We start from the raw sequence: 20,494 nt of genomic DNA, 5'->3' as shown, positions 1-20,494 counted from the left end.
GGCTGGTATCGGCACATGCTTCCGTCAGCGCGGTTCGCGGAAGACCTCGATAGCGCGCTGCCGGAGCGCCGCCTCAGCTGCCCTCAACGCCGCGATGTGATCCGGGAACGGGTCGGGGACGTGGATGATGACCTCGTGGAAGAGCTCGACTTCTGCATGCCAGCTGTCCGGTCCGACTGCGTCCAGCACGGTGTAGATCTCAAACTTCAGGTTCTCGGAGTTGTGTCGGTGGCGGCTGCGCAGACCTGGACGAAGCTCGTTGCCGTTACCGTCGTACCGGGTGATCTCCATGGGGCCGAATGTACCGCGGACGGCGCACTGGTGGGGAAGGCCTTTGGCGCTGACGCTCGGCCGACATCAGGAAATATCGGCGTCCAGCGGACCCTCGAAGACAAGCACGCTGACAGAGGCATAGGAGGTCGTGGTCGCTCCGCGCGGGCGTGCGGCGGAGCCATCCACGTCGAAGCGAGATGTCCAATCGCCGGGCACGCCACCAAGCTCGTTCGCCTGACGAACGTTCTCTTGCTTCAAGAGGGGGGAATGCCTTTGCGGCGAAGTCTTGCTCGTCTGCTTCGTTCGCGAGGTGTTCGTGGATGCGGTCGTCGGTGTGGCCCTCACGATCGGCTTCATCGCAGTCCTCTGCATCCTCCCTGAGCTGAGTGGGATCGGACGAACACTGCGCGCGTTGCCCGAAGACAACGACCAGTCACCGTCCGATTCCCGCGCAGAAGAAGACCGCTGACCGTTTCGTGCGACCGTCCGCACCGGCGCCGCGAGGACGACGCCAGAACTTCCCCGAACTTCTTTGTGACGAATCCCGCACCTCACCCGTCTTATCTATGAGCGACACAGACACACGCTCCCGGCCGGCCCTCTGGGAACCTGCCGGCCGTCGATACAGATAGGACTCGTCATGGCAACGCAGGACCAGAAGAACAGCACCAGCCCCGCCGAGAAGGAGCTGGCCGACACCACCGCAGCGGCGAAGCCCGCGGGACGCGTCGATCGCGCCTCGTCGTTCTCGACCTCGCGGGTCCCGTCCGACGTGAACGCCGCGGGCACCACGACGATCGCCGATGGCGTCGTCGCGAAGGTCGCCGGCATCGCGGCTCGTGAGATCCCCGGCGTGTACGCGCTCGGTGGCGGCGGAGCCCGTGCCTTCGGTGCGATCCGCGACGTGATCAACGCGACCGACCTCGCGCAGGGTGTGAAGGTCGAGGTCGGGGAGACCCAGGCCGCCGCCGACATCACCATCGTCGTCGAGTACCCGGCTCCCATCCAGGAGGTCGCGAACAACGTCCGCGCCGCAGTCGCCGGTGCGATCACGCGTCTCGTCGGCCTCGAGGTCGTCGAGGTCAACGTCGAGGTCAACGACGTGCACGTGCCCGGTGACGACAACTCCGACAACGAGGAGTCGCGCGTCTCATGAGCCCCACGACCACTGGCGCCCTGATCGGTGCCCTCCTGGCGCTCGCCGCCCTGGCCTTCGGCTTCTGGGGATTCCTCCTCGTCGCCGTGCTCGCCGGGATCGGAGCGCTCGTGGGTCGCATCGCCTCGGGCAAGCTCGACGTCCGCAGCCTCGCCGACGTCTTCACGGGGCGGCGAACCTCCTGATGACCGTCGACCAGAACGTCATCGCCGGTGGCGGCCCCTCGGGGCACGCCACCGGCGGGGAGGCCCTTCCCGGCCGCGTCACCGTGCGGGAACGCGTCTATCGCACCGTCGTGGAGCAGACCTCCGCGTCGTTGATCGGCGTCTCCCGCAGTGACGTGAAGGCCGACGTGATCGAGCGCGGCGCAGGGATCGCCTTCCGCATCTCCAGCCCGCTCCCCGTCCCCGATCTCGACGACACCGTCGCGATCTCCCACACCACCCCCGTCCTCGATCGCGCCAAGGCGCTGCAGGAGCAACTGCAGCACCGCCTCACCGGCATCCTCGGCCGCGATGTGAGCCGTATCTCGCTGACCATCACCGGCGCGACGATTCCCGAAAGGAGACGAGTGCGATGACCAGCCCGGCACTGCGTCGCGTCGTACGACGCGAGACCCACTCACCGCGCACCGTCGCGATGTTCGTCGCGGTCATCCTCCTGATCCTCGCCCTCGCCTACATCGGGCTCGAGATCGTGCTGAGCCTGCTGGCGCAGCCCGCACTCCTGCTCGGCCCGGCTGCGGCGGCGGGCTGGCTCGTCGGACTGCCCGCAGCGCAGCCCGTCGGCCTCGTCATCGCCGGCAGCGTCGTGCTCGCCGTCATCGGCCTCGTCTTCCTCTGGCTGGCCGTGACTCCCGGAAGGCTCTCCCGCCACACGATCGACGCCGGCGACCGCGCCGTCGTGATCGACAACGGCGTGATCGCGAGCGCTCTCGCCCAGCACCTCGCCGAGGAGACGGGGCTCGCCCGCGAGGACATCACCGTCGGGGTCGGACACCGCAGCGTCGACGTCACCGTGCGGCCGGGAGTCGGCATCCCCGTCGACAAGGCCGCCGTGCAGTCGGCGGCCGATGCCGAGATCGAGACCTACCGTCTCACCCGCAGCGTCCGCACCCGCGTGCGCATCGAACGCCCGACTCAGGAGGATGACGAGCTGTGAACAACACGAATCGCGCCCTGAACCGCATCCTGCTGTTCATCATCGGTCTCCTGTTCCTGGCGCTGGGCGCCGTGGGCATCACGATCATGAGCTGGCCGACGGCCGGCCAGATCTGGAGCGAGGCCGGAAAGACCTCCGAGTCCTGGCTCGACCAGGCGATCGCCGCGACGACTGTCGCAGGAAGCAGCGTCTCCTGGATCGCGATCGGCGCTGTGGCGGCGATCATCGTCGTGATCGTCCTCTTGATCCTCGCGCTCACGAGCGTCGCCGGTCGTCGGTCGAGGACCGCGCTGCGCTCCAGCGGATCGCAGAATCCGCTCGGGCGGGTGACGGTCACCGAGTCGTTCGTGTCGGATGCGGTCAAGAACTCGCTCGCTGGTCGAGACGAGATCCTCTCGACCAGCGTCACGGCGAACGACATCCACCGCGAGCCGGTGCTGCACGTCGCGGTCACCCCGCGGCAGAACACCGACCCGCGTGACCTGGTCGACCACCTCGACCGGCTGCTGACGAACCTGGCGACCCTCACGGGCCGCGAGACGGCGACGTACGTGTCGATCCACACCGGGCTCCGCGCGCGGCTCGCACACGACCAGCGCCGCCTCTCCTGATCGTCGGGCGACGTACACAGACTTATCGTCGGTTCCTCACAGGCCGTCGATAGGACGGCGAGAGAACATCTCGCCGACAGGATCCACCATCCATCACCACGAAGGGACATCTCATGGGACTCGACGACAAGATCAAGAACGCCGCTCAGGACCTCGCCGGCAAGGCGAAGGAGACCGTCGGCAAGGTGACCGACAACGAGAAGCTCGAGGCCGAGGGCAAGGCCGACCAGGCCAAGGCCAGCGTCAAGAAGGCGGGCGAGAACGTCAAGGACGCCTTCAACGGCTGAGCGTCGATCGACGAGAGGGGCGGGGCTGCATGCGCGGCCCCGCCCCTCTCGCATGCCCGCACACCTGCGGGACGAGTACTCAGTAGTCGGCGTGCAACCGGAGCCGTGTCGCGATCTCCGCGGTCTGCTCCTGGGGCGTGGCGTCGATCGCGACCTCGATGGCCTTCTCGTCGGCATCCAACGGCTGGAGGGTCGCGAACTGCGAGTCGAGCAGCGCCGTGGGCATGAAGTGGCCCTGGCGTCGCATCATCCGCTCGAGGATGAGCTCGCGGTCGCCCGCGAAGTGCACGAAGGTCACGGCGTCGCGCCGGAGGACGTCGCGGTAGCTGCGCTTGAGCGCCGAGCAGGTGATGATGCCGGGCTCTCCCGCGGCGATCCGCTCGTCGATCCATTCCGCGATGCGGTCGAGCCACGGCCAGCGGTCCTCGTCGTCGAGAGGGGTCCCCGATGCCATCTTCTTGACGTTCGCCTCGGGGTGCAGGTCGTCGCCCTCTTCGAACGTCCATCCCAGGCGTCCGGCGAGCATCGCGGCGACCGTGGACTTCCCGGTGCCGGCGACGCCCATGAAGACGAGGACGGGAGCCTGTGCAGCCATCATGGTCACACCACCAGGCTCAAGAGCAGGGTGCCGGCGAGGCCGGTGACCGAGATGAGGCACTCGAGCACGGTCCACGACTTCAGCGTCTGGGGGATGCTGAGACCGAAGTACTCCTTGATGAGCCAGAACCCGGCGTCGTTCACGTGCGACAGGAACACCGAGCCCGAGCCGATCGCCAGCACGAGGAGCGCGACCATGGGGGAGTCGAGGGTCTCGGTCAGAGGCTGCAGGATGCCGGCGGCGGTGATGGTCGCGACGGTCGCGGAGCCGGTGGCGATGCGGATCACGACGGCCACGAGCCATGCGAGCACCAGCACCGAGACGGAGGATCCCGACACGAACTCGGCGATCACGCCGCCGATGCCGGTGTCGACCAGCACCTGCTTGAATCCTCCGCCGGCGCCGACGATCAGCAGAATGCCGGCGATCGGGCCGAGTGACGACCCGACGATGTCGTTGATGCGCTGACGGTCGAACCCGGCTCCGCGGCCGAGGATGAAGAACCCGGCGATCACCGCGATCAGAAGGGCGATGACGGGGGTGCCGAGGAAGTCGAGGGCCAGCTTCCACGGCGCGTCGGATCCGGCGGCGCCGATGTCGGCGATCGCCTTCGCGAGCATGAGGAACACGGGGAGCAGGATGCTGAACAGCGTGGCGCCGAACGAGGGGCGGCGCTTCGCCTCCTCGCCGGAGTCCTCCGCGGTGACGAACAGGTCCGGGACGGGGACGTCGACCCAGCGGGCCGCGAACCGCGCGAACAGCGGCCCGGAGATGATGACGGCGGGGATCGCGACGATCACACCGAACGCGAGGGTGAGCCCGAGGTTCGCGCCGAGCGCGTCGATGGCCGCGAGCGGGCCGGGGTGCGGGGGCACGAGACCGTGCATCGCCGAGAGGCCGGCGAGCGTGGGGATCGCGATGCGCATGAGCGACTGGCCCGAGCGTCGTGCGACGAGGATGATCACGGGCACGAGCAGCACGAGGCCGACCTCGAAGAACATCGGCAGGCCGATCACGGCGCCGATCAGACCCATGACCCACGGGAGGGAGCGGGCGCTCGCCCTCGATACGAGCGTGTCGACGATGCGGTCGGCGCCGCCGGAGTCCGCGAGGAGCTTGCCGTAGATCGCGCCGAGCGCGATGAGGATGCCCACGCCGCCCATGGTCGAGCCGAAGCCGGTCGAGAAGCTCGTGACCGAGGCGCCGATGTCCATGCCGGCGATCGCGCCGGTCGCGAGCGCGCCGACCGTGAGCGACAGGAACGGGTGCAGTTTGACCCAGGTGATGAGCACGATGATGATCGCGATGCCGATGACGGCGGCGGCGATGAGCTGGGCTGCGGGCTGGGTGGGCGCAGCGGTCTCGCCGGCGGCTGCCGCGAGCGTGCTGGTGGTCGGGATGAGCGATGCCATGAGCTTCCTTGATCCGGGCGATGAAACGGCCTTATGTCGTACATAATAAGCACGCATCCCACGACATGTGCAACATATCCGCAGGAGTTAGCGCACAGGCTCGTCCTGATCGGCCCGCCAGCGGCATACTCGTCGTATGAGTGCTCCTCGGATCGGCAGTCCCGTGCACGACTCCCTCGTGGACGAACTCGGGCGCGCGATCGTCGACGGCGTGCACGGGCCAGGGTCGCGGATGCTCACGGTCGAGATCGCCGAACGGCGAGGGGTGTCCCGATCGGCCGCACGAGAGGCCGTGCGTGTGCTGGAGTCCTTCGGGCTCGTGTGGGTGCGGCGCAAGTCGGGGGTGGAGGTCCGTCCTCGCGGCGACTGGAACGTCTATGCCCCCGAGGTGATCGCCTGGCGGCTCGACGGCCCGGGTCGCGACGAGCAGCTCCGCGAGCTCAGTCAACTGCGGGCGGCGATCGAGCCCCTCGCAGCACGGCTCGCCGCCGACCACGCGACCGCAGCGCAGAAGGTCGACCTCGTCTCGCTCGTCGTCGAGATGGGGCAGGAGGACCATGAGGCGGATCGCGAGCGGTACCTTGCGGCCGACGTGCACTTTCACCGGCTCCTGCTCGAGGCCTCGGGCAACTCGATGCTCGCCGCGCTCGGAGACACCGTCGAAGCCGTGCTGCGCGGCCGCACGCTCCACGACCTGATGCCACACGTCGCGAACCAGAGCGCCGTCCAATGGCACCGCGACGTCGCCTTCGCGGTCGCGAGCGGGGAGGCCGAAGCGGCCGCCGCCGCGATGCGCGACATCGTCTCCGAAGCGGACGAGGCCATGCAGCGCGCCGCCGACTGATACCGCGCCGTCGGAGGACGGACGGCGGATGCGTGACACCGAGGTCCTGCATCCGCCACACTGAGTGCCATGGGATCAGCGTTGACCACCATCGGACTGCCCGTCGCACTGGGCATCATCATGCTGGGACTCGGGCTCAGCCTCACCCTCGCCGACTTCGCGCGCGTGCTCAGGCAGCCGAAGGCGGTGCTGATCGCCCTGCTGTGCCAACTCGTGCTCCTGCCGGCGATCTGCTTCGGGCTCGTGCTCCTGTTCCAGCTGCCGCCCGTGCTCGCGGTCGGCATGATGATGCTCGCCGCGTCGCCGGGCGGGACCACGGCCAACCTCTACAGCCACCTGTTTCGCGGCGACATCGCGCTCAACATCTCGCTGACGGCAGTGAACTCGGTGATCGCGGTCATCACCCTGCCCATCATCACGAACCTCGCGATCGCCTACTTCCAGCCCTTCGACGACCAGCTCGGACTCCAGTGGTCCAAAGCGCTCGAGGTGTTCGCGATCGTGCTGCTGCCCGTCGCCGTCGGCATGCTCATCCGGCGGCTCTGGCCGCGCTTCGCCTCCGGCATGGACCGGCCGGTGCGCATCGCCTCCGTCGTGATCCTCATCGTCGTGATCGCCGGCGCGGTCGCCTCGAACTGGGCGCTGCTCGTCGACAACTTCACCCGGCTCGCGCTCATCACCGTGCTGTTCTGCCTCATCAGTCTCGGGATCGGGTTCCTGGTGCCTCGACTGCTCCGCGTCGGGCGGCGACAGGCGATCGCGTCCTCGTTCGAGATCGGCATCCACAACGCCACCCTCGCCATCGTGATCGCGCAGTCCGTGCTCGGCTCCGTCGAGTTGAGCCTCCCCGCCGCCGTCTACGGAGTGCTGATGTTCTTCATCGCGTTCGGCTTCGGCTTCCTGATCCGCGAGCGCCCGGCGTCGGAGACCTGAGATCGCATCGGCGCGTCGCGTAATGAAGTGCCGCGGAGCGCGTCTCATAGGTATGACGACGATCAGCACGCAGGACGGCACGGTGAGCGGCGATGCAGAGGGTGCGGCCCTCCTCCAGCGGCGCGCCGTGCTCGATCTCAGCATCGACGAGGAGCTCGTGCGGGGCGACCGCCGGGGTCTCGACCTCTGCGCCCGCCAGCGCGCGATCCTCGCCATGATCGTCGAGCACGAGCTGCGTGGCGGAGAGCCTCTGACCGAGACGGCCGTCATCGACGCCACCCGAGCACGAGGCCCCTTCGCCGCTGCACGGCAGCGTCCTCGGATCGACGCACTGGCGACGATCCGTCTGCTGCGGCGTGACGGCGACGAGGTCCGCGCGACCGTGGCCGGCATCGCGGCGATCGTCCGGCCGTCGCTGCTCGATCGACCGCATCCGCCGCGCGCCCTGCTGCGCACCCTGCGGCGGGCCGAGCTCCTGCCCGCCTAGGCCGGGCCGCCTCTGTCCTCGACCTGCCTAGACTGGGCGGATGCGAGCGCTCACCGAGGCAGAGGTCCGTGCGTCCTTCGTCAACGCGGATGCCGACGAGATGCGGGTCATGGAGATGCCGCACGACTTCATGCTGATCGACTGGGACTACCTCGACTTCTTCTCGTGGCGCGACCCCAGCGCGGGACGCCGCGGCTACATCCTCGTCCAGCACGACGGCGGCGTCGCCGGGATCGTGCTGCGTTCCACGGATCCCGGGCGAGCGCGATCGGGCATGTGCAACATCTGCCACACGATGCAGCCGGGCAACCAGGTCTCGCTGTTCGCCGCACGGCGGACGGGGGATGCCGGAGCACGAGGCGACTCCGTCGGCACCTACATCTGCGCCGACCTGTCGTGCCACGAGAACGTGCGGCTCGCGCATCCGCTGGCGCCGAACGAGGTGCGGGCCGCTGGTCAGGTGGACTTCCGCCTCGACGGCACGCGCCGTCGTATGGAGGCGTTCGCCGCTCGCGTGTGGAGCGCGTCCTGATCGTGATTAGCCTGGGGGCATACGTCCTGTGCTCGAAGGAGAAGCCATGAGCGATGTCATCCTGTCCACCGTCGACGAGGGGCTGGCGAGGCTCACGCTGAACCGTCCGGAACGGTTGAACGCCTTCAACGCCGAGCTGGCGCACGCATGGCGCGACGCCACGGTGGAGGCCACCACGAGGGATGACGTGCGCGCCGTGCTGATCGACGCCGCCGGTCCCGCGTTCTGCGCCGGCGGCGACGTGATCGAGATGGCGACGACCGGTGGCTCCGCGACGGACATCGCGGCGCTCGCCGAGGTCATCAACACCGGCATCCGCGCCCTCACCGAGTCCTCGGTGCCGGTCGTCGTGGCGGCTCACGGCACGACGGCGGGTGGCGGACTCGGCATCCTGCTGAGCAGCGACTACGCCGTCATCGGCGCGCGCTCGAAGCTCGGCAGCCTGTACGCGAACATCGGCCTGACCCCCGATCTTTCGGTGTCGGCGCAGCTCGCCCGCGCAGTCGGTCAGCGGCGTGCGCTCCAGCTCGTGCTGCAGGATCGCCTGCTCACGTCCGAGGAGGCGGTCGACTGGGGCCTCGCGGCCGAGGCGGTCGCCGGTGAGGATGCTGCGGCCGAGGCGGTGCTCGTCCGTCAGCGTGCGGAGGAGATCGCCCGGTTCTGGCTCGACGGCGCCGCCGCGGCATACGGTCACGCCAAGCGACTCGTGCGCTCGCAGCCCGAGCGCACGTTCGCGGAGCAGCTCACCGAGGAGGCGCGATCCATCGGGGCGGCCATGGCCACGCCGGACGCGCAGGCGCGCATCGCCGCCTTCGCCTCGTCCAGTGGCGGGTCGCGCTGACCCCTCCTCCACATCGCGGCCAGGACGGCGATCCATCCCGGATGCCGGAGGGATCGCGGTTCGGCACGGCGGTTCGGGCGGCCTCCGTGCAAGGATGAACGCAACGCCGCTCAACGAGAGGAACGCGATGTCCCAGCCGGAGATCGCCCAGCAGCCGCCGCAGCTGGTCGAGAAGAAGAACATGTCACTCCTCATCAGAGGAGCGATCTGGATCGCGATCGGCGCTCTCATCGCAGCCGCTCTCGTGTGCGTCATCTGGGTGCTGATCGGTGACCAGGACGGTCTCATCGGCCGCGCCTTCCTCACGATCCTGCTGCTCGCGGCGTTCGCGGGAATCGCGATCCTGGAAGCGGGACTCGCGCCCAACCGTCCGGACTGGCTCGCGCTGGCGAGCATGGTCAGCTGGATCGTCGCGCTGCTGGTCGGGGCGGTGAAGATCTGGCTTCCCGAGGACGGCATGTTCTTCACGGGAGCGGAGCGGTTCTTCCAGCTGCTCCTCGTGGTCGGCATCCTGCAGCTGGCTCTGTTGCACGTCCGCCTGTTCACCCCCGCCGCCGAACGTCACCGCACGACGTTCACCCGGGTCATCTACATCGTCACGTTGGTGTTCCTCGCCGGACTCGTGGGGATGCTGGTGTTCTTCCTCACGTTCCCGCACACGTTCGACTACAGCGAGCTGTACTGGCGCATCGTGGTGGCGCTCACGATCCTCGCGGCGGTCGGGACCACCCTCATCCCGCTGCTGAACGCGCTGTTCGCCCCCAAGAAGCCTGCTGCGGTGGCCCAGGGCGTCGCGACCGCTCCCGCCTGGCCGACGTACGCCGACGGCGTGACACCGCTGCCCGCTCTTCCCGACGGGTCGCCGGACTGGAACGCCTACTACACGGGCCAGCCGTCGGCGCTGACTCCCGCGCACCCGCAGCTCGCGGCCCCGGCGCCGGCGCCGCAGCCGTTCCCCGTGGCGCCGTACCCGCAGGCCGGTGCGTCTCCGACGCCGCCGCCTCCCGTGCCGCCGGCTCCTGCCGCCCCGACGAGCTCGCCCCCGTCCACGCCTCCGGCGCCCGAAGGCCCGGGGACGTATCCGCCGGCTCCGCCCCTCCCGCCGCAGTGAGCGTTGAGTCCGACCTGCGCGACCTCGCGGTCGAGATCGCGCGGGAAGCCGGAGAGCTCGCGCGCCTCCGCCGCGCCGAGGGCGTGCACCTGGCCGCGACGAAGTCGTCGATCGCCGACATCGTGACCGATGCGGATCGCGAGGTCGAGGCGCTCATCAGGGCCCGGCTGCGCGAAGCACGACCCGACGACGGCTTCCTCGGGGAGGAGTCCGCGCCGGACGACGGTTCGACAGGGGTCACCTGGGTCGTCGACCCGATCGACGGCACCGTGAACTACGCCTACGGCATCCCGTCCTATGCCGTCAGCATCGCCGCAGTGCGCGGGAGCGTCGTGCCGGGGGAGTGGGAGGCGCTCGCCGGCGTCGTGTACGCCCCCGCCAGCGGCGAGACGTTTCACGCGGCGCGCGGCGATGGGGCGTTCCTGGGCGAGGTCCGGCTCTCGGTGACGACCGAGACTCCGGCGGGCGCGCTCTTGGCGACCGGGTTCGGCTACGACCCGTCGACGCATGACGGCGACCTCGCGACCGTGCGGCGGGTGATGACGATGGCGCGGGATCTCCGACGTGCGGGTTCTGCCGCGCTCGACCTCGCGTTCGTCGCGGCAGGTCGACTCGACGGCTACTTCGAGCGCGGTCTCAAACCCTGGGACCTCGCCGCCGGTGCTTTGCTCGTCGCAGAGGCGGGCGGACAGGTGTCCCTGATCGATCGCTCGTCGACGAGACCGTTGCTCATCGCGGGTGGCATCCAGGTTCACGACCGGCTCCGGGGTATCGTGGAGGACGAATCGTGAGTGATTCATGGCATTCCCAGCCTCTGCAGGCTAGTGTTTATCCGATCGTTACTTTCATCGGCCCGAACGGTGGAAGTCCTCTACGCCCCCCGCGTGACGTCTGACCCGAGAGAATTCGTTTTGCCCTTCGAGAACCCCCAGGCTGCCTCTGCGCCCACGCGCCGGTCCTGCCGACTCCGCACCGCGCCCGCCGAGGCGCCCGCGGCAGAGGCGCAGGCAGCCGACTCCGAAGACACGACCCCCGTCTCCGCAGCCCCGCTTTCGCGCCGTGCCGCCCGCCAGCGACTCAGCACCGCCGAGGTCTTCGTCGCCGCGACGGCCGTCGCCGCAGCCGTCGGTGCGACTGAATCCGCCGAATCAGCCGCGACCGAGTCCACCGAAGCCGTCGAGGACATCGACACTTCCGGGGCCGCCGTAGCAGCGCAGGTCGATACTCCCGCCGCTGAGGCCATCGCCGCCGAGACCGTCGCCGCTGCTGAGCCCGTCGAGACCCACACGGCGCCCGAGCCGGATGCGATCCCCGAGCCCGAGGCCCTGCCCGAGGCCGAGCCGACCTCCGCCTCGAGTACTGACGCCTTCGCGGCCGCCTCCCGCACGTTCCGCGCAGTCTCGTCCGAGACCGGCCCGACGGCGACCGGCTCCGCTTCCGACGAAGCCGCGGACGAGCCCGTCGCCGAGCGGGTGCAGCCCGCAGCGACCGAGCACGTCGCGCGTCGCCGTCCGTCGGCCCGCAAGATCTTCGCCACAGGTGCGACCGTCGGCGTCATGAGCCTCGCCGGTCTCCTCGCTGTCGGCATGACCCTCCCCGCCGAGGCTGTCGCCGCCGTCCAGGGCACGACGTCGCTCTCGTCCACCTCGCTCGTGGCCTCCGGCGCTGCCGCCGCAGAGGGCAAGGACGAGATCCAGGCCTTCGTGACCTCGTCCGACGTGCAGAACGAGTCGCTCGCGCGCTCTGACAGCTTCTCGACGATGTCGCTCATTCAGGTCGCCTCCGAAGAGGGCATCAACTACTCCAACGAGGTCTTCACGAACGACCCCGAGGCCGCGATCCAGTGGCCCTTCAAGGTCGGCGTGGGGATGAGCTCGGGTTACGGCATGCGCTGGGGACGACTGCACGAGGGCATCGACTTCGTGCCCGGCGAGGGCGCGCCCATCCAGGCGATCGCCGACGGCGTCGTGCGCATCGCGACCGAGCAGGGCGGCGCCTACGGCGTGACCGTCTACATCGACCACGTGATCGATGGCCAGGTCATCACGAGCCACTACTCGCACATGCAGTACGGCTCACTCCAGGTCAAGGCCGGCCAGACGGTGAAGGTCGGCGACGTCGTCGGTCACACCGGTAACACGGGCCGCTCCTACGGTGCCCACCTGCACTTCGAGATCATCATCAACGGGTCGACCATCGACCCGCTCCCGTGGCTGCGGGAGAACGCCGGGCGGTACTCGTACTGACCCCCTCGATTTCATGAGGACGCCATGGTGATGGTATTCTCGTGTGGTTGCCCCGCGAGGGGCAGCACGCCCCGATAGCTCAGTGGCAGAGCACTTCCATGGTAAGGAAGGGGTCGTCAGTTCAATCCTGACTCGGGGCTCGCAACATCCGCGGAAACGTCGCGGATGCGGTGCGGCAGGGTAGCTCAGTTGGTGAGAGCGCACGACTCATAATCGTGAGGTCGCGGGTTCAAGCCCCGCTCCTGCTACAGAACGAAGCCCCGGATTCTCCGGGGCTTTCTGCATTCCCGGGGAACCGCGCCTGCGCCGCCTCGAACCTCCTTCCCGTGGGCCGATCTGGACAGCTGTGCAGAGAGGGCGCCTCGAACGGTCGCGATCCGCTGCGACGTCCCCATCTCGTCGAACCGCGTTCACCCATCGGCCACCTTGCGGCGGTTCTGTCGCGTGCAGAGGGTCATCCGAGCTCTCGATCGGCGCGATCCCGAGGTCGCGTCGTCATCCTCAGGAAGGAACACGCAGACATGTCTTCGTCCCCCGCCCCCGGGACGCGCCGACGCCGGCGCAGCGCCCTGCTCACGGCGGTCGTCGCCGTGGGAGCGCTCATCGCATCCCCGCTGTTGCTCGCCGCACCGGCATCCGCGGCGGTCCCCTCCCAGATCACGCTCGCGAGCGCCGAGGTCGGCGTCGGTGACGCGCTCACGGTCGACTTCGCCACCGATCGCCCGAGCACCAAGAACTGGGTGGCGATCTACCCCGCCTCGAAGCCCGAGCCCTGCGACGCGTGCGGCATGGCCTGGGCCTACGCACCGGGAACATCGGGCACGATCCAGCTCCCCACCAAGGACCGCGGCGGCAACGATCTCCCGGCCGGCTCCTACCGGGTCGAATACCTCTACAACGACGGATACACGCGCGTGAGCGAACCCGCCACCTTCACGATCGCCGGTCAGCCGTACGAAGGCTCCGAGGTCGACCCCACGAAGCCCATCAGTCTCTCGGTCATGCAGCTCAACCTGTGGGGCAAGAGCACGGATGCCGTCATGCTCGACGAGATCGGGGCCGACCTGATCTTCGTGGAGGAGGCGCAGAACGGCGCCGCCGCGCTCGCCCGGGATCTCGGCTTCGACGTCCACTCGACGGGAGGCAGCGCCGCGGTCATCTCGCGCTACCCGATCGTGGATGCGGGCGTCGTCACGGTCGCTGGGACACAGGGCGGCTGGATGAAGGCGATCGTTCAGGTCGGCGACACCCAGATCGCGGCCTACGGCGGCCACCTCGAGTACCGGTATTACGCCACGTACCTTCCGCGCGGCTACGCGGGCGACGTGCTCGCCCCCGGATTTCCGGCCGAGTGGCGGGGATGGAACAAGCTGAGCGCCCCGGTGACCGACGTGGAGCAGATCCTCGCCGCCAACGACGCCTCGGGTCGGCCCGCCTCCGCATCCGCACTGGCCGCGGACATGGCCGTCGAGCGCGCCGCGGGCCGCCTCACCATGATGGGCGCCGACATGAACGAGCCGTCCGCGCTGGACTGGACTCCCGAGACCGCCGACCTCTACGACCACAACGGCGTCGTGGCCCCGTGGCAGACCACGGCCATCCTCCGTGACGCGGGTCTCGTCGACGCCTACCGTGCGAAGTACCCCGACCCCGTGACCCACCCGGGGTTCACCTGGCCGGCCGACACCCCGAACGTCAGCGTCTCGCAGCTCGCGTGGGCGCCCGAGGCCGACGAGCGCGACCGCATCGACTACATCTTCTTCGCTCCGGACGACCGGCTCGCCCTCGAGAGCACGCGGATCGTCGGACCGAAGGGCGATATCGTCCGCGGAGCCCGTGCTCTTCCCGTGTCGGATGAGGAGATCTTCACGCCGCAGACGCTCTGGACCAGCGACCACAAGGGCCTCCAGGCCGAATTCGTCGTCTGCGGGGAGGCGTGCCAGGCGGCGGCCGAGCCCGGTGATCTCGTCGTCGGCACGCCTTCGGTCACGGGTACGGCCGAGGTCGGAGCGACCGTCACGGCGAACCCGGGCGCATGGACCGAAGGCACGGCATTCGCGTTCCAATGGCTCATCGACGGTGAGCCGGTCGAAGGTGCGACCTCCTCGACGTTCACGATCCCGGCGAACACCGAGGCGCAGCGACTCTCGGTGCGCGTGCGCGGCTCGCTCGACGGATACGCCCCGGCCGAGGCCACCAGCGCGCCGGTGACCGTGGCGGCCGCGGGTGAGGAGCCCGGAGCCGAGGAGCCGACCGTCGCGATCGGCGCGCAGAGCGTCGTCGCGGGCGGCACGCTGAAGGTCAGTGGCAGCGGTTTCGCCGCCGGTACCGCGCTGCGGATCGAGCTGCACTCCACACCCGTCGCGTTGGGCTCGGTGACGACGTCCGCCGCCGGCGAGTTCGCGACGACCGTGACGATCCCCGCGGCGATCCCGGCGGGGGCGCACACGCTGGTCGTCATCCTGCCCGACGGCACGCAGCTGCGCTCCGCTGTCACCGTGACCGCGGCGCAGGGTGGTGCCTCGACCGGCGAACTCGCCCAGACGGGCGGCGTGCTGTTCGGCGCGGCGCTGTGGGCGGCTCTTGCTGCGCTCGTCGCCGGAGGGATCCTGATGATCCGCCGTCGCGCGCAGCAGCAGTAACGCCTCCCCGCACGAAGACACGCGTGGCCGCTCCGGTCGTCTCGGGGCGGCCACTCCTGTGTCGGTGGTCCGTGCGACGATTCGTCGCGATCGGATCTCGAACGGGAGGCGTCATGCGCGAGGAGGCCACCGTGCTGCATGCCGATCTCGACGCGTTCTACGCCTCGGTCGAGCAGCGCGATTCCCCGGAGCTGCGCGGTCGTCCGGTCATCGTCGGCGGGGGAGTCGTTCTCGCGGCGAGCTATGAGGCGAAGGCCCGTGGTGTCCGCACCGCGATGGGCGGACGGCAGGCGCGAGACCTCTGTCCGGATGCCGTGGTCGTGCCGCCGCGAATGGAGGTGTACTCCCAGGCGAGCAAGGACGTGTTCGCGATCTTCCGCGACACGACACCGCTCGTCGAGGGCATCTCGATCGACGAGGCGTTCCTCGAGGTCGGTGGTCTGCGGCGCATCGCCGGGCCGCCCGAGCAGATCGCGGCACGACTGCGAGAGCGTGTGCGAGTCGAAGTCGGACTCGCGATCTCGGTGGGCGTCGCGCGCACGAAGTTCCTCGCCAAGGTCGCCAGCGCCGTGAGCAAGCCCGACGGCCTGCTCGTGGTCGAGCCCTCCCACGAGCAGGCGTTCCTGCTGCCGCTGCCGGTCGAGCGCCTATGGGGCGTCGGGGCCAAGACGGCGGAGAAGCTGCATGGCCTCGGCATCCGCACGGTGGGTGAACTGGCCGACCTCGAAGCGGCCACAGCCGAGCGTCTGCTCGGACGTGCGGCCGGAGCGCATCTGCACGCCCTGGCTCGGCTGCGCGACCCGCGCCCGGTCGACACCGCTCGCCGCCGCAGCTCGATCGGGTCGCAGCGCGCCCTCGGCATGAGGCCGCGCACGCCGGAGGAGCTCGACATCATCCTCACGCAGATCCTCGACGGACTCTCCCGACGGCTCCGCGACCGCGACCGGGTCTGCCGCACGGTCGTGCTGCGGTTGCGGTTCGGCGACTTCGCGAAGGCGACGAGATCGCGGTCGCTGCGTACGCCGACCGCCCGGACCTCGGTGCTCCTCGCCGTGGCCAGGGGTCTGCTCACGGCAGCGCTCGTCGAGATCGCGGATCGGGGCATCACCCTGATCGGCGTCTCCCTGTCGCAGTTGAGCAGCGCCGCGGACGCGCCGACCGAGCTCGACTTCGACGACGAGGAGGGCGGAGAGCGCCTCGACACCGTGCTGGACGCCGTGCGGCAGAGATTCGGCGCGGCGTCCGTGTCACGCGGGACGCTTCTGGGGCGCGATCCCGGATGGTCGACGCCGCTGCTGCCGGAGCACGAGTGAGGTCGGAGCACGAGTGAGGTCGGAGCACGAGTGACGGCGGCGCACGAGATCAGGGGCGCGGCGGACTCCAGGGCTCGCCGGGCCCCACCGACGTGGCGATGCGTCGGCTGATCACGCCGAGTTGTCGCGCCTGCGCGGCCGTGAGGGTGTCGAAGACCAGCTCGCGCACGAGCGCCTGATGGCCCGGGGTGGAGGCGGCGACCTGATCGTGGCCGGCGGGGGTGAGGATGCCGAGGGTGAAGCGCCCGTCGTCGGGGTCGATCTCGCGACGCACCCACCCGCGGGTCTCCAGGCGGGTGATCGCGCGCGAGAGTCGCGACAGTGTGCAGCTGGCGTAGGCGGCGATGACGCTCAGGCGCAGGGTGCGCTCGGGAGCGAGGTCGAGGGCCTGCAGGATGCCCTGCTCGAAGTGCGTGAGGCCGCTGTCGCGCTGAAGCTGCGCGTCGAGAGCGGCGGGAAGGCGTTCGAGGAGCGAGGCGACGGACGCCCAGATCTCGAGCTCGTCCGGCGTGAGGGCGTGGTCCATGGCGGGCATGGCTCCAGCCTAAATGACTTGCGCGAGCAAGTCATTGAGCGTAGCGTCGCTTGCTCAAGCAAGTGATGTCGACGTGCGATACGTCGAAGACGGGAGTGGACATGGACCTCGGACTCCAGGGGAGGACGGCCTTCGTCAGCGGATCGACCCAGGGGATCGGGTACGCCGTGGCGTCGGCGCTCGCGGCAGAAGGCGCCAGCGTGACGCTCAACGGGCGAGACCCGGCGCGGGTCGACGACGCGGTGTCGCGGCTGCGGCAGGCGCACGCGGGTGCCGAGGTGTCGGGGATCGCTGCGGACTTCGCCCGCGCTGATGAGGTCGACCGCCTCGTCGATGCTCTCGGCGACACCGACATCCTCGTGAACAACGTCGGGCTGTTCGGCCTGGCCGAGTTCGCGCAGATCGGCGACGAGGAGTGGATGCGCTACTTCGAGGTCAACGTCCTGAGCGGCGTCCGACTCTCCCGTCATGCTCTGCCGGGCATGATCGAGCGCGGCTGGGGACGAGTGGTGTTCGTCAGCAGCGAGTCAGGCGTCAACGTGCCGCGCGACATGATCCACTACGGCACGACCAAGGCGGCGATGATGGCGCTGGGCAACGGGCTCGCGAAGCTCACGCGCGGCACCGCCGTGACCGTGAACACCGTGCTCGGCGGCCCGACTTACTCGGAGGGTGTCGCCGCGAGCGTCGCGGCGGTCGCCGCGGCGCAGTCGATGTCCGCCGGGGCGATGCGCGACGCGATCATCGGCCAGAACGCGACGACCCTCATCGAGCGGTTCCTCGAGCCGTCGGAGATCGCGAATCTCGTGGCTTATCTCGCGAGCCCGCGGGCCTCGGCGACCAACGGCGCGACTCTCCGCGCCGACGGGGGAGTGCTCACCGGCATCCTCTGACCGGACTGTCAAGGGGATCGTCGGTCGGCGGCGGCCGTCCGACGATGGTCCTCCTGTACACCGACGATGGGAGCGATCATGTCAGACCCGCAGATGCCCGACGGCGACGCCGGAATCGACGCGACGGGAGTCGACGCGGACTTCGTGACGAACGACCCCGCTCCGGATCCCGATGAGGCCACCCCGGGTCCCGAGCAGACCACGGACGACGAGGGTGACGAGGAGGACGTGGATCTCTCCGATCTGCCCTGAATGGGGCATGTCGAGCGGGTCCGGCCCTGGGAGGACGGACCCGCCCGCCGCGTGTCAGCGGTACTCGGTGCGCGTCGCGGAGTTCGATCCGGTGGGATCGGCGCCCGGTCCACTCTCCGATCCCGTGACCGAACCGCCCCGCAGCTCCGCCTCGAGTTGCTCGGCCTCCTCGCCGCTGATCGCCTCGCCGCGGGCGACGAGTCCGGCGGTATCGGAGAGCGGGATCTGCTTCAGGAACAGCGACAGCAGCAGCGCGACCGCGATGAACGGGACGAGATACCAGAACACCGGAGCGAGAGCATCCGCATAGGCGGTGACGATGCCGTCGCGAACCTCGTCCGGCAGGGTGCCGAGCGTGGCCGGATCGATCGTCGACGCGGCCTGTGAGGCGTCGCCGGGTGAGGCGCCGGCGCCCCTGAACACCCCCAGCAGGTTCTCGGTCAGGCGGGTCGTGAAGATCGTGCCGAACACCGCGGTGCCGAGCGAGGCGCCGACCTCCCGGAAGTAGTTGTTGGTGCTGGTCGCGGTGCCGATCTCGCCCGCCGGCACGGCGTTCTGCACGACCAGGACCACGACCTGCATGATGAGGCCCAGGCCCGCACCGAAGAAGAACAGGAACACGCAGATCAGCCAGATCGGTGTGGCGGCCGAGAGGGTCGTGAACGCGACCATCGAGAGTCCGGTGATGATGGTGCCGAGGATCGGGTAGACCTTGTACTTCCCGGTCTTGGAGATCGCGATCCCCGAGAAGATCGATGTGCCCATGAGTCCCACCATCATCGGGATCATCAGGAGGCCGGATGCCGCGGCCGATGTGCCGGAGGACATCTGCAGGAATGTGGGGACGAAGCCGATCGCGGCGAACATCCCGATGCCGAGCACGAGGCCGATCGCCGTGGCGTTGATGAAGATCGGGTTGCGGAACAGGCTGAGCGGGATGATCGGGTCCTGCACCCGCGCCTCCGTGATCACGAAGGCCGTGGCGGCGACCACGAGTCCGGCGCCCCAGGCCCAGGTGGCGAGCGAGTCCCACCCGAACTCGGCGTCGCCGCCGAAGTCGGTGAAGAAGATCAGGCAGGTGGTGGCGATCGAGAGGAAGATCACGCCGAACACGTCGATCGGCTTCTCCGCCTTCTTGCTCGGCAGCTTCAGCGCGACGAGCGCGATGATGAACGCGGCGATCCCCACCGGGATGTTGATGTAGAACGCCCACTGCCACGTCATGTGGTCGACGAAGAAGCCGCCGAGCAGCGGGCCTGCCACCGCCGAGAGGCCGAACACGGCACCGAGCGGACCCATGTACTTGCCACGTTCCTTGGCGGGCACGATGTCGGCGATGATCGCCTGCGACAGGATCATGAGTCCGCCGCCGCCGAGGCCCTGGAGCGCGCGGAACACCACGAAGGTCCAGAAGTCGGTCGCGAACGCGCAGCCGACCGAGGCGAGCGTGAACAGTGCGATCGCGACGAGGAACAGGTTCCGGCGGCCGAGCACGTCGCCGAACTTGCCGTAGATCGGCATGACGATCGTGGTGGCGAGGAGATAGGCCGTGGTGATCCACACCTGGTGGTCGACGCCGCCGAGCTGCCCGACGATGGTCGGCATGGCGGTCGACACGATGGTCTGGTCGAGGCTCGAGAGCAGCATCCCCGCGATGAGGGCGCTGAAGATGATCCAGATGCGGCGCTTCGTGAGGAGGAAGGGCGCATCCTTCGTGGCGGTGGCGGACATTCAGTCGGCTTTCTGGGTGGGGGTGAACAGGGCGCGGGTGGCCTTGAGGCGGTGCAGCACGAGGGCGCCGAAGGCGTCGGCGGAGTGGTGATTCAGGAGCTGGTCCATGCTCAGACGCATGAGGGCGCCGACCGTGTACACGAGGACCTCCGCGCGGATCTCGCTGTCCGCGTCGTCGCCGAGGCGTCGCAGGATGAGGTCGCGGTCACGTCGTTCGTTCTTCGCGAGCTGTTCGAACGCCGCTTTGATGAGCTTGGGCTCCTGCTCGATCACGGCGAGGAGGGCGCGGGCGTCGTCGATCGGATTGAAGAGCTCGAATCGGGCGATCGTGAGCGCGACGAAATCGTCGAGGAGGTCGCCGGTTCCGGTCTCGAACACGTGCTCGAGCTCTTCCTGCCGTGGCTCGGTGGCGGCGAATCCGAAGACGGCGTTCTCCTTGCTCTCGAAGTAATTGAAGAAGGTGCGGCGGGACACTCCGACCTCGGAGCACAGCTCCTCGATCGTGAAGCCCGCGAACCCCTGCTCGGACGTCAGCCGTCGGGCGGTGTCGGTGAGGGCGCGGGAGGTCTCCCGCTTACGCTGCTCCCGCAGTGAATCTGCACTGTCGCTCATGAAGTGCAAGTTTGCACTCTGCAC

General features: G+C 69.1%; 24 protein-coding genes and 2 tRNA genes. 20 read left to right on the top strand and 6 right to left on the bottom strand.

The window, feature by feature from the left end:
• Positions 1 to 24 precede the first annotated feature (24 nt).
• The gene (locus tag AKH00_RS05835; protein ID WP_050721695.1) at positions 25 to 291 is read right to left on the bottom strand and encodes a hypothetical protein; all 267 of its coding nucleotides are present in this window, start codon (positions 289 to 291) and stop codon (positions 25 to 27) included.
• A 622-nt stretch (positions 292 to 913) separates the two neighbouring features.
• On the opposite strand from AKH00_RS05835, the gene AKH00_RS05825 reads away from it, so the two are divergent.
• From AKH00_RS05825 to AKH00_RS17585, 6 genes are all read left to right on the top strand, one after another.
• A complete protein-coding gene (locus AKH00_RS05825; protein ID WP_152926103.1) occupies positions 914 to 1,429 on the top strand; it encodes an Asp23/Gls24 family envelope stress response protein in 516 nt (171 codons plus the stop codon).
• Positions 1,426 to 1,614, top strand: a complete 189-nt coding sequence (locus AKH00_RS05820; protein WP_050721693.1) for a DUF2273 domain-containing protein — start codon at positions 1,426 to 1,428, stop codon at positions 1,612 to 1,614. The genes AKH00_RS05825 and AKH00_RS05820 overlap by 4 nt, the downstream gene beginning before the upstream one ends.
• Positions 1,614 to 2,009, top strand: coding sequence for a hypothetical protein (locus AKH00_RS05815; protein ID WP_235556697.1), 396 nt, complete (start codon positions 1,614 to 1,616; stop codon positions 2,007 to 2,009). Before AKH00_RS05820 ends, AKH00_RS05815 begins: the two co-directional genes overlap by 1 nt.
• Positions 2,006 to 2,590, top strand: a complete 585-nt coding sequence (locus AKH00_RS05810) for a DUF6286 domain-containing protein (protein ID WP_050721692.1) — start codon at positions 2,006 to 2,008, stop codon at positions 2,588 to 2,590. The genes AKH00_RS05815 and AKH00_RS05810 overlap by 4 nt, the downstream gene beginning before the upstream one ends.
• The gene (locus tag AKH00_RS05805; protein WP_050721691.1) at positions 2,587 to 3,201 is read left to right on the top strand and encodes a hypothetical protein; all 615 of its coding nucleotides are present in this window, start codon (positions 2,587 to 2,589) and stop codon (positions 3,199 to 3,201) included. The genes AKH00_RS05810 and AKH00_RS05805 overlap by 4 nt, the downstream gene beginning before the upstream one ends.
• A gap of 113 nt (positions 3,202 to 3,314) precedes the next feature.
• Positions 3,315 to 3,488 (top strand): CsbD family protein, encoded by a 174-nt coding sequence (locus tag AKH00_RS17585; protein WP_082297419.1) that lies wholly within the window; start codon positions 3,315 to 3,317, stop codon positions 3,486 to 3,488.
• Positions 3,489 to 3,567: 79 nt separating this feature from the next.
• On the opposite strand, the gene AKH00_RS05800 is transcribed toward AKH00_RS17585, so the two are convergent.
• Positions 3,568 to 4,086, bottom strand: a complete 519-nt coding sequence (locus AKH00_RS05800) for a gluconokinase (protein ID WP_050721690.1) — start codon at positions 4,084 to 4,086, stop codon at positions 3,568 to 3,570.
• Between the two features lie 2 nt (positions 4,087 to 4,088).
• On the bottom strand, positions 4,089 to 5,498 hold the full coding sequence (locus AKH00_RS05795) for a GntP family permease (protein ID WP_050721689.1): 1,410 nt from the start codon (positions 5,496 to 5,498) through the stop codon (positions 4,089 to 4,091).
• Positions 5,499 to 5,634: 136 nt separating this feature from the next.
• On the opposite strand from AKH00_RS05795, the gene AKH00_RS05790 reads away from it, so the two are divergent.
• The 12 genes from AKH00_RS05790 to dinB all read left to right on the top strand — a co-directional run bounded on the left by AKH00_RS05790 (position 5,635) and on the right by dinB (position 16,447).
• Positions 5,635 to 6,342 (top strand): FadR/GntR family transcriptional regulator, encoded by a 708-nt coding sequence (locus AKH00_RS05790; protein ID WP_050721688.1) that lies wholly within the window; start codon positions 5,635 to 5,637, stop codon positions 6,340 to 6,342.
• Positions 6,343 to 6,411: 69 nt separating this feature from the next.
• Positions 6,412 to 7,275: a bile acid:sodium symporter family protein gene (locus AKH00_RS05785; RefSeq protein ID WP_050721687.1), complete on the top strand. Its 864-nt coding sequence runs from the start codon at positions 6,412 to 6,414 to the stop codon at positions 7,273 to 7,275.
• A 52-nt stretch (positions 7,276 to 7,327) separates the two neighbouring features.
• Positions 7,328 to 7,762, top strand: coding sequence for a hypothetical protein (locus AKH00_RS05780; RefSeq protein ID WP_050721686.1), 435 nt, complete (start codon positions 7,328 to 7,330; stop codon positions 7,760 to 7,762).
• A gap of 40 nt (positions 7,763 to 7,802) precedes the next feature.
• Positions 7,803 to 8,294, top strand: coding sequence for an FBP domain-containing protein (locus tag AKH00_RS05775; RefSeq protein WP_050721685.1), 492 nt, complete (start codon positions 7,803 to 7,805; stop codon positions 8,292 to 8,294).
• 46 nt (positions 8,295 to 8,340) lie between these two features.
• On the top strand, positions 8,341 to 9,135 hold the full coding sequence (locus tag AKH00_RS05770; RefSeq protein WP_050721684.1) for an enoyl-CoA hydratase/isomerase family protein: 795 nt from the start codon (positions 8,341 to 8,343) through the stop codon (positions 9,133 to 9,135).
• 127 nt (positions 9,136 to 9,262) lie between these two features.
• A complete protein-coding gene (locus tag AKH00_RS18060; protein WP_050721683.1) occupies positions 9,263 to 10,246 on the top strand; it encodes a hypothetical protein in 984 nt (327 codons plus the stop codon).
• Entirely contained in the window at positions 10,243 to 11,037 is a 795-nt protein-coding gene (locus AKH00_RS05760; RefSeq protein WP_050721682.1) for an inositol monophosphatase family protein, read from the top strand. The genes AKH00_RS18060 and AKH00_RS05760 overlap by 4 nt, the downstream gene beginning before the upstream one ends.
• 120 nt (positions 11,038 to 11,157) lie before the next feature.
• Positions 11,158 to 12,492, top strand: coding sequence for a M23 family metallopeptidase (locus AKH00_RS05755; protein ID WP_050721681.1), 1,335 nt, complete (start codon positions 11,158 to 11,160; stop codon positions 12,490 to 12,492).
• Between the two features lie 68 nt (positions 12,493 to 12,560).
• Positions 12,561 to 12,632 (top strand) — tRNA-Thr (locus AKH00_RS05750).
• Positions 12,633 to 12,666: 34 nt separating this feature from the next.
• Positions 12,667 to 12,740, top strand: a tRNA-Met gene (locus tag AKH00_RS05745).
• A 273-nt stretch (positions 12,741 to 13,013) separates the two neighbouring features.
• On the top strand, positions 13,014 to 15,134 hold the full coding sequence (locus tag AKH00_RS18235) for an endonuclease/exonuclease/phosphatase family protein (RefSeq protein WP_050721680.1): 2,121 nt from the start codon (positions 13,014 to 13,016) through the stop codon (positions 15,132 to 15,134).
• Positions 15,135 to 15,247: 113 nt separating this feature from the next.
• Positions 15,248 to 16,447: a DNA polymerase IV gene (gene dinB, locus AKH00_RS05735; protein ID WP_050721679.1), complete on the top strand. Its 1,200-nt coding sequence runs from the start codon at positions 15,248 to 15,250 to the stop codon at positions 16,445 to 16,447.
• Between the two features lie 49 nt (positions 16,448 to 16,496).
• On the opposite strand, the gene AKH00_RS05730 is transcribed toward dinB, so the two are convergent.
• Positions 16,497 to 16,982: a MarR family winged helix-turn-helix transcriptional regulator gene (locus AKH00_RS05730; RefSeq protein WP_050721678.1), complete on the bottom strand. Its 486-nt coding sequence runs from the start codon at positions 16,980 to 16,982 to the stop codon at positions 16,497 to 16,499.
• Positions 16,983 to 17,083: 101 nt separating this feature from the next.
• Here AKH00_RS05730 and AKH00_RS05725 point away from each other — a divergent pair, with 101 nt between their 5' ends.
• Both AKH00_RS05725 and AKH00_RS17970 read left to right on the top strand, forming a co-directional pair.
• A complete protein-coding gene (locus AKH00_RS05725; RefSeq protein ID WP_050721677.1) occupies positions 17,084 to 17,875 on the top strand; it encodes an SDR family NAD(P)-dependent oxidoreductase in 792 nt (263 codons plus the stop codon).
• A 78-nt stretch (positions 17,876 to 17,953) separates the two neighbouring features.
• Complete coding sequence (locus tag AKH00_RS17970) at positions 17,954 to 18,127, top strand: hypothetical protein (protein ID WP_161804380.1); 174 nt, start codon at positions 17,954 to 17,956, stop codon at positions 18,125 to 18,127.
• Positions 18,128 to 18,181: 54 nt separating this feature from the next.
• On the opposite strand, the gene AKH00_RS05715 is transcribed toward AKH00_RS17970, so the two are convergent.
• Both AKH00_RS05715 and AKH00_RS05710 read right to left on the bottom strand, forming a co-directional pair.
• Positions 18,182 to 19,858, bottom strand: a complete 1,677-nt coding sequence (locus AKH00_RS05715) for an MDR family MFS transporter (RefSeq protein ID WP_050721675.1) — start codon at positions 19,856 to 19,858, stop codon at positions 18,182 to 18,184.
• The gene (locus tag AKH00_RS05710) at positions 19,859 to 20,470 is read right to left on the bottom strand and encodes a TetR/AcrR family transcriptional regulator (protein ID WP_050722074.1); all 612 of its coding nucleotides are present in this window, start codon (positions 20,468 to 20,470) and stop codon (positions 19,859 to 19,861) included.
• Positions 20,471 to 20,494 lie beyond the last annotated feature (24 nt).

It is taken from the genome of Microbacterium sp. GCS4, assembly GCF_001262495.1.
Classification (GTDB): domain Bacteria; phylum Actinomycetota; class Actinomycetes; order Actinomycetales; family Microbacteriaceae; genus Microbacterium.
Note: the sequence above shows the minus strand (reverse complement) of the source record. Positions and strands in the feature narration are given on the sequence as shown.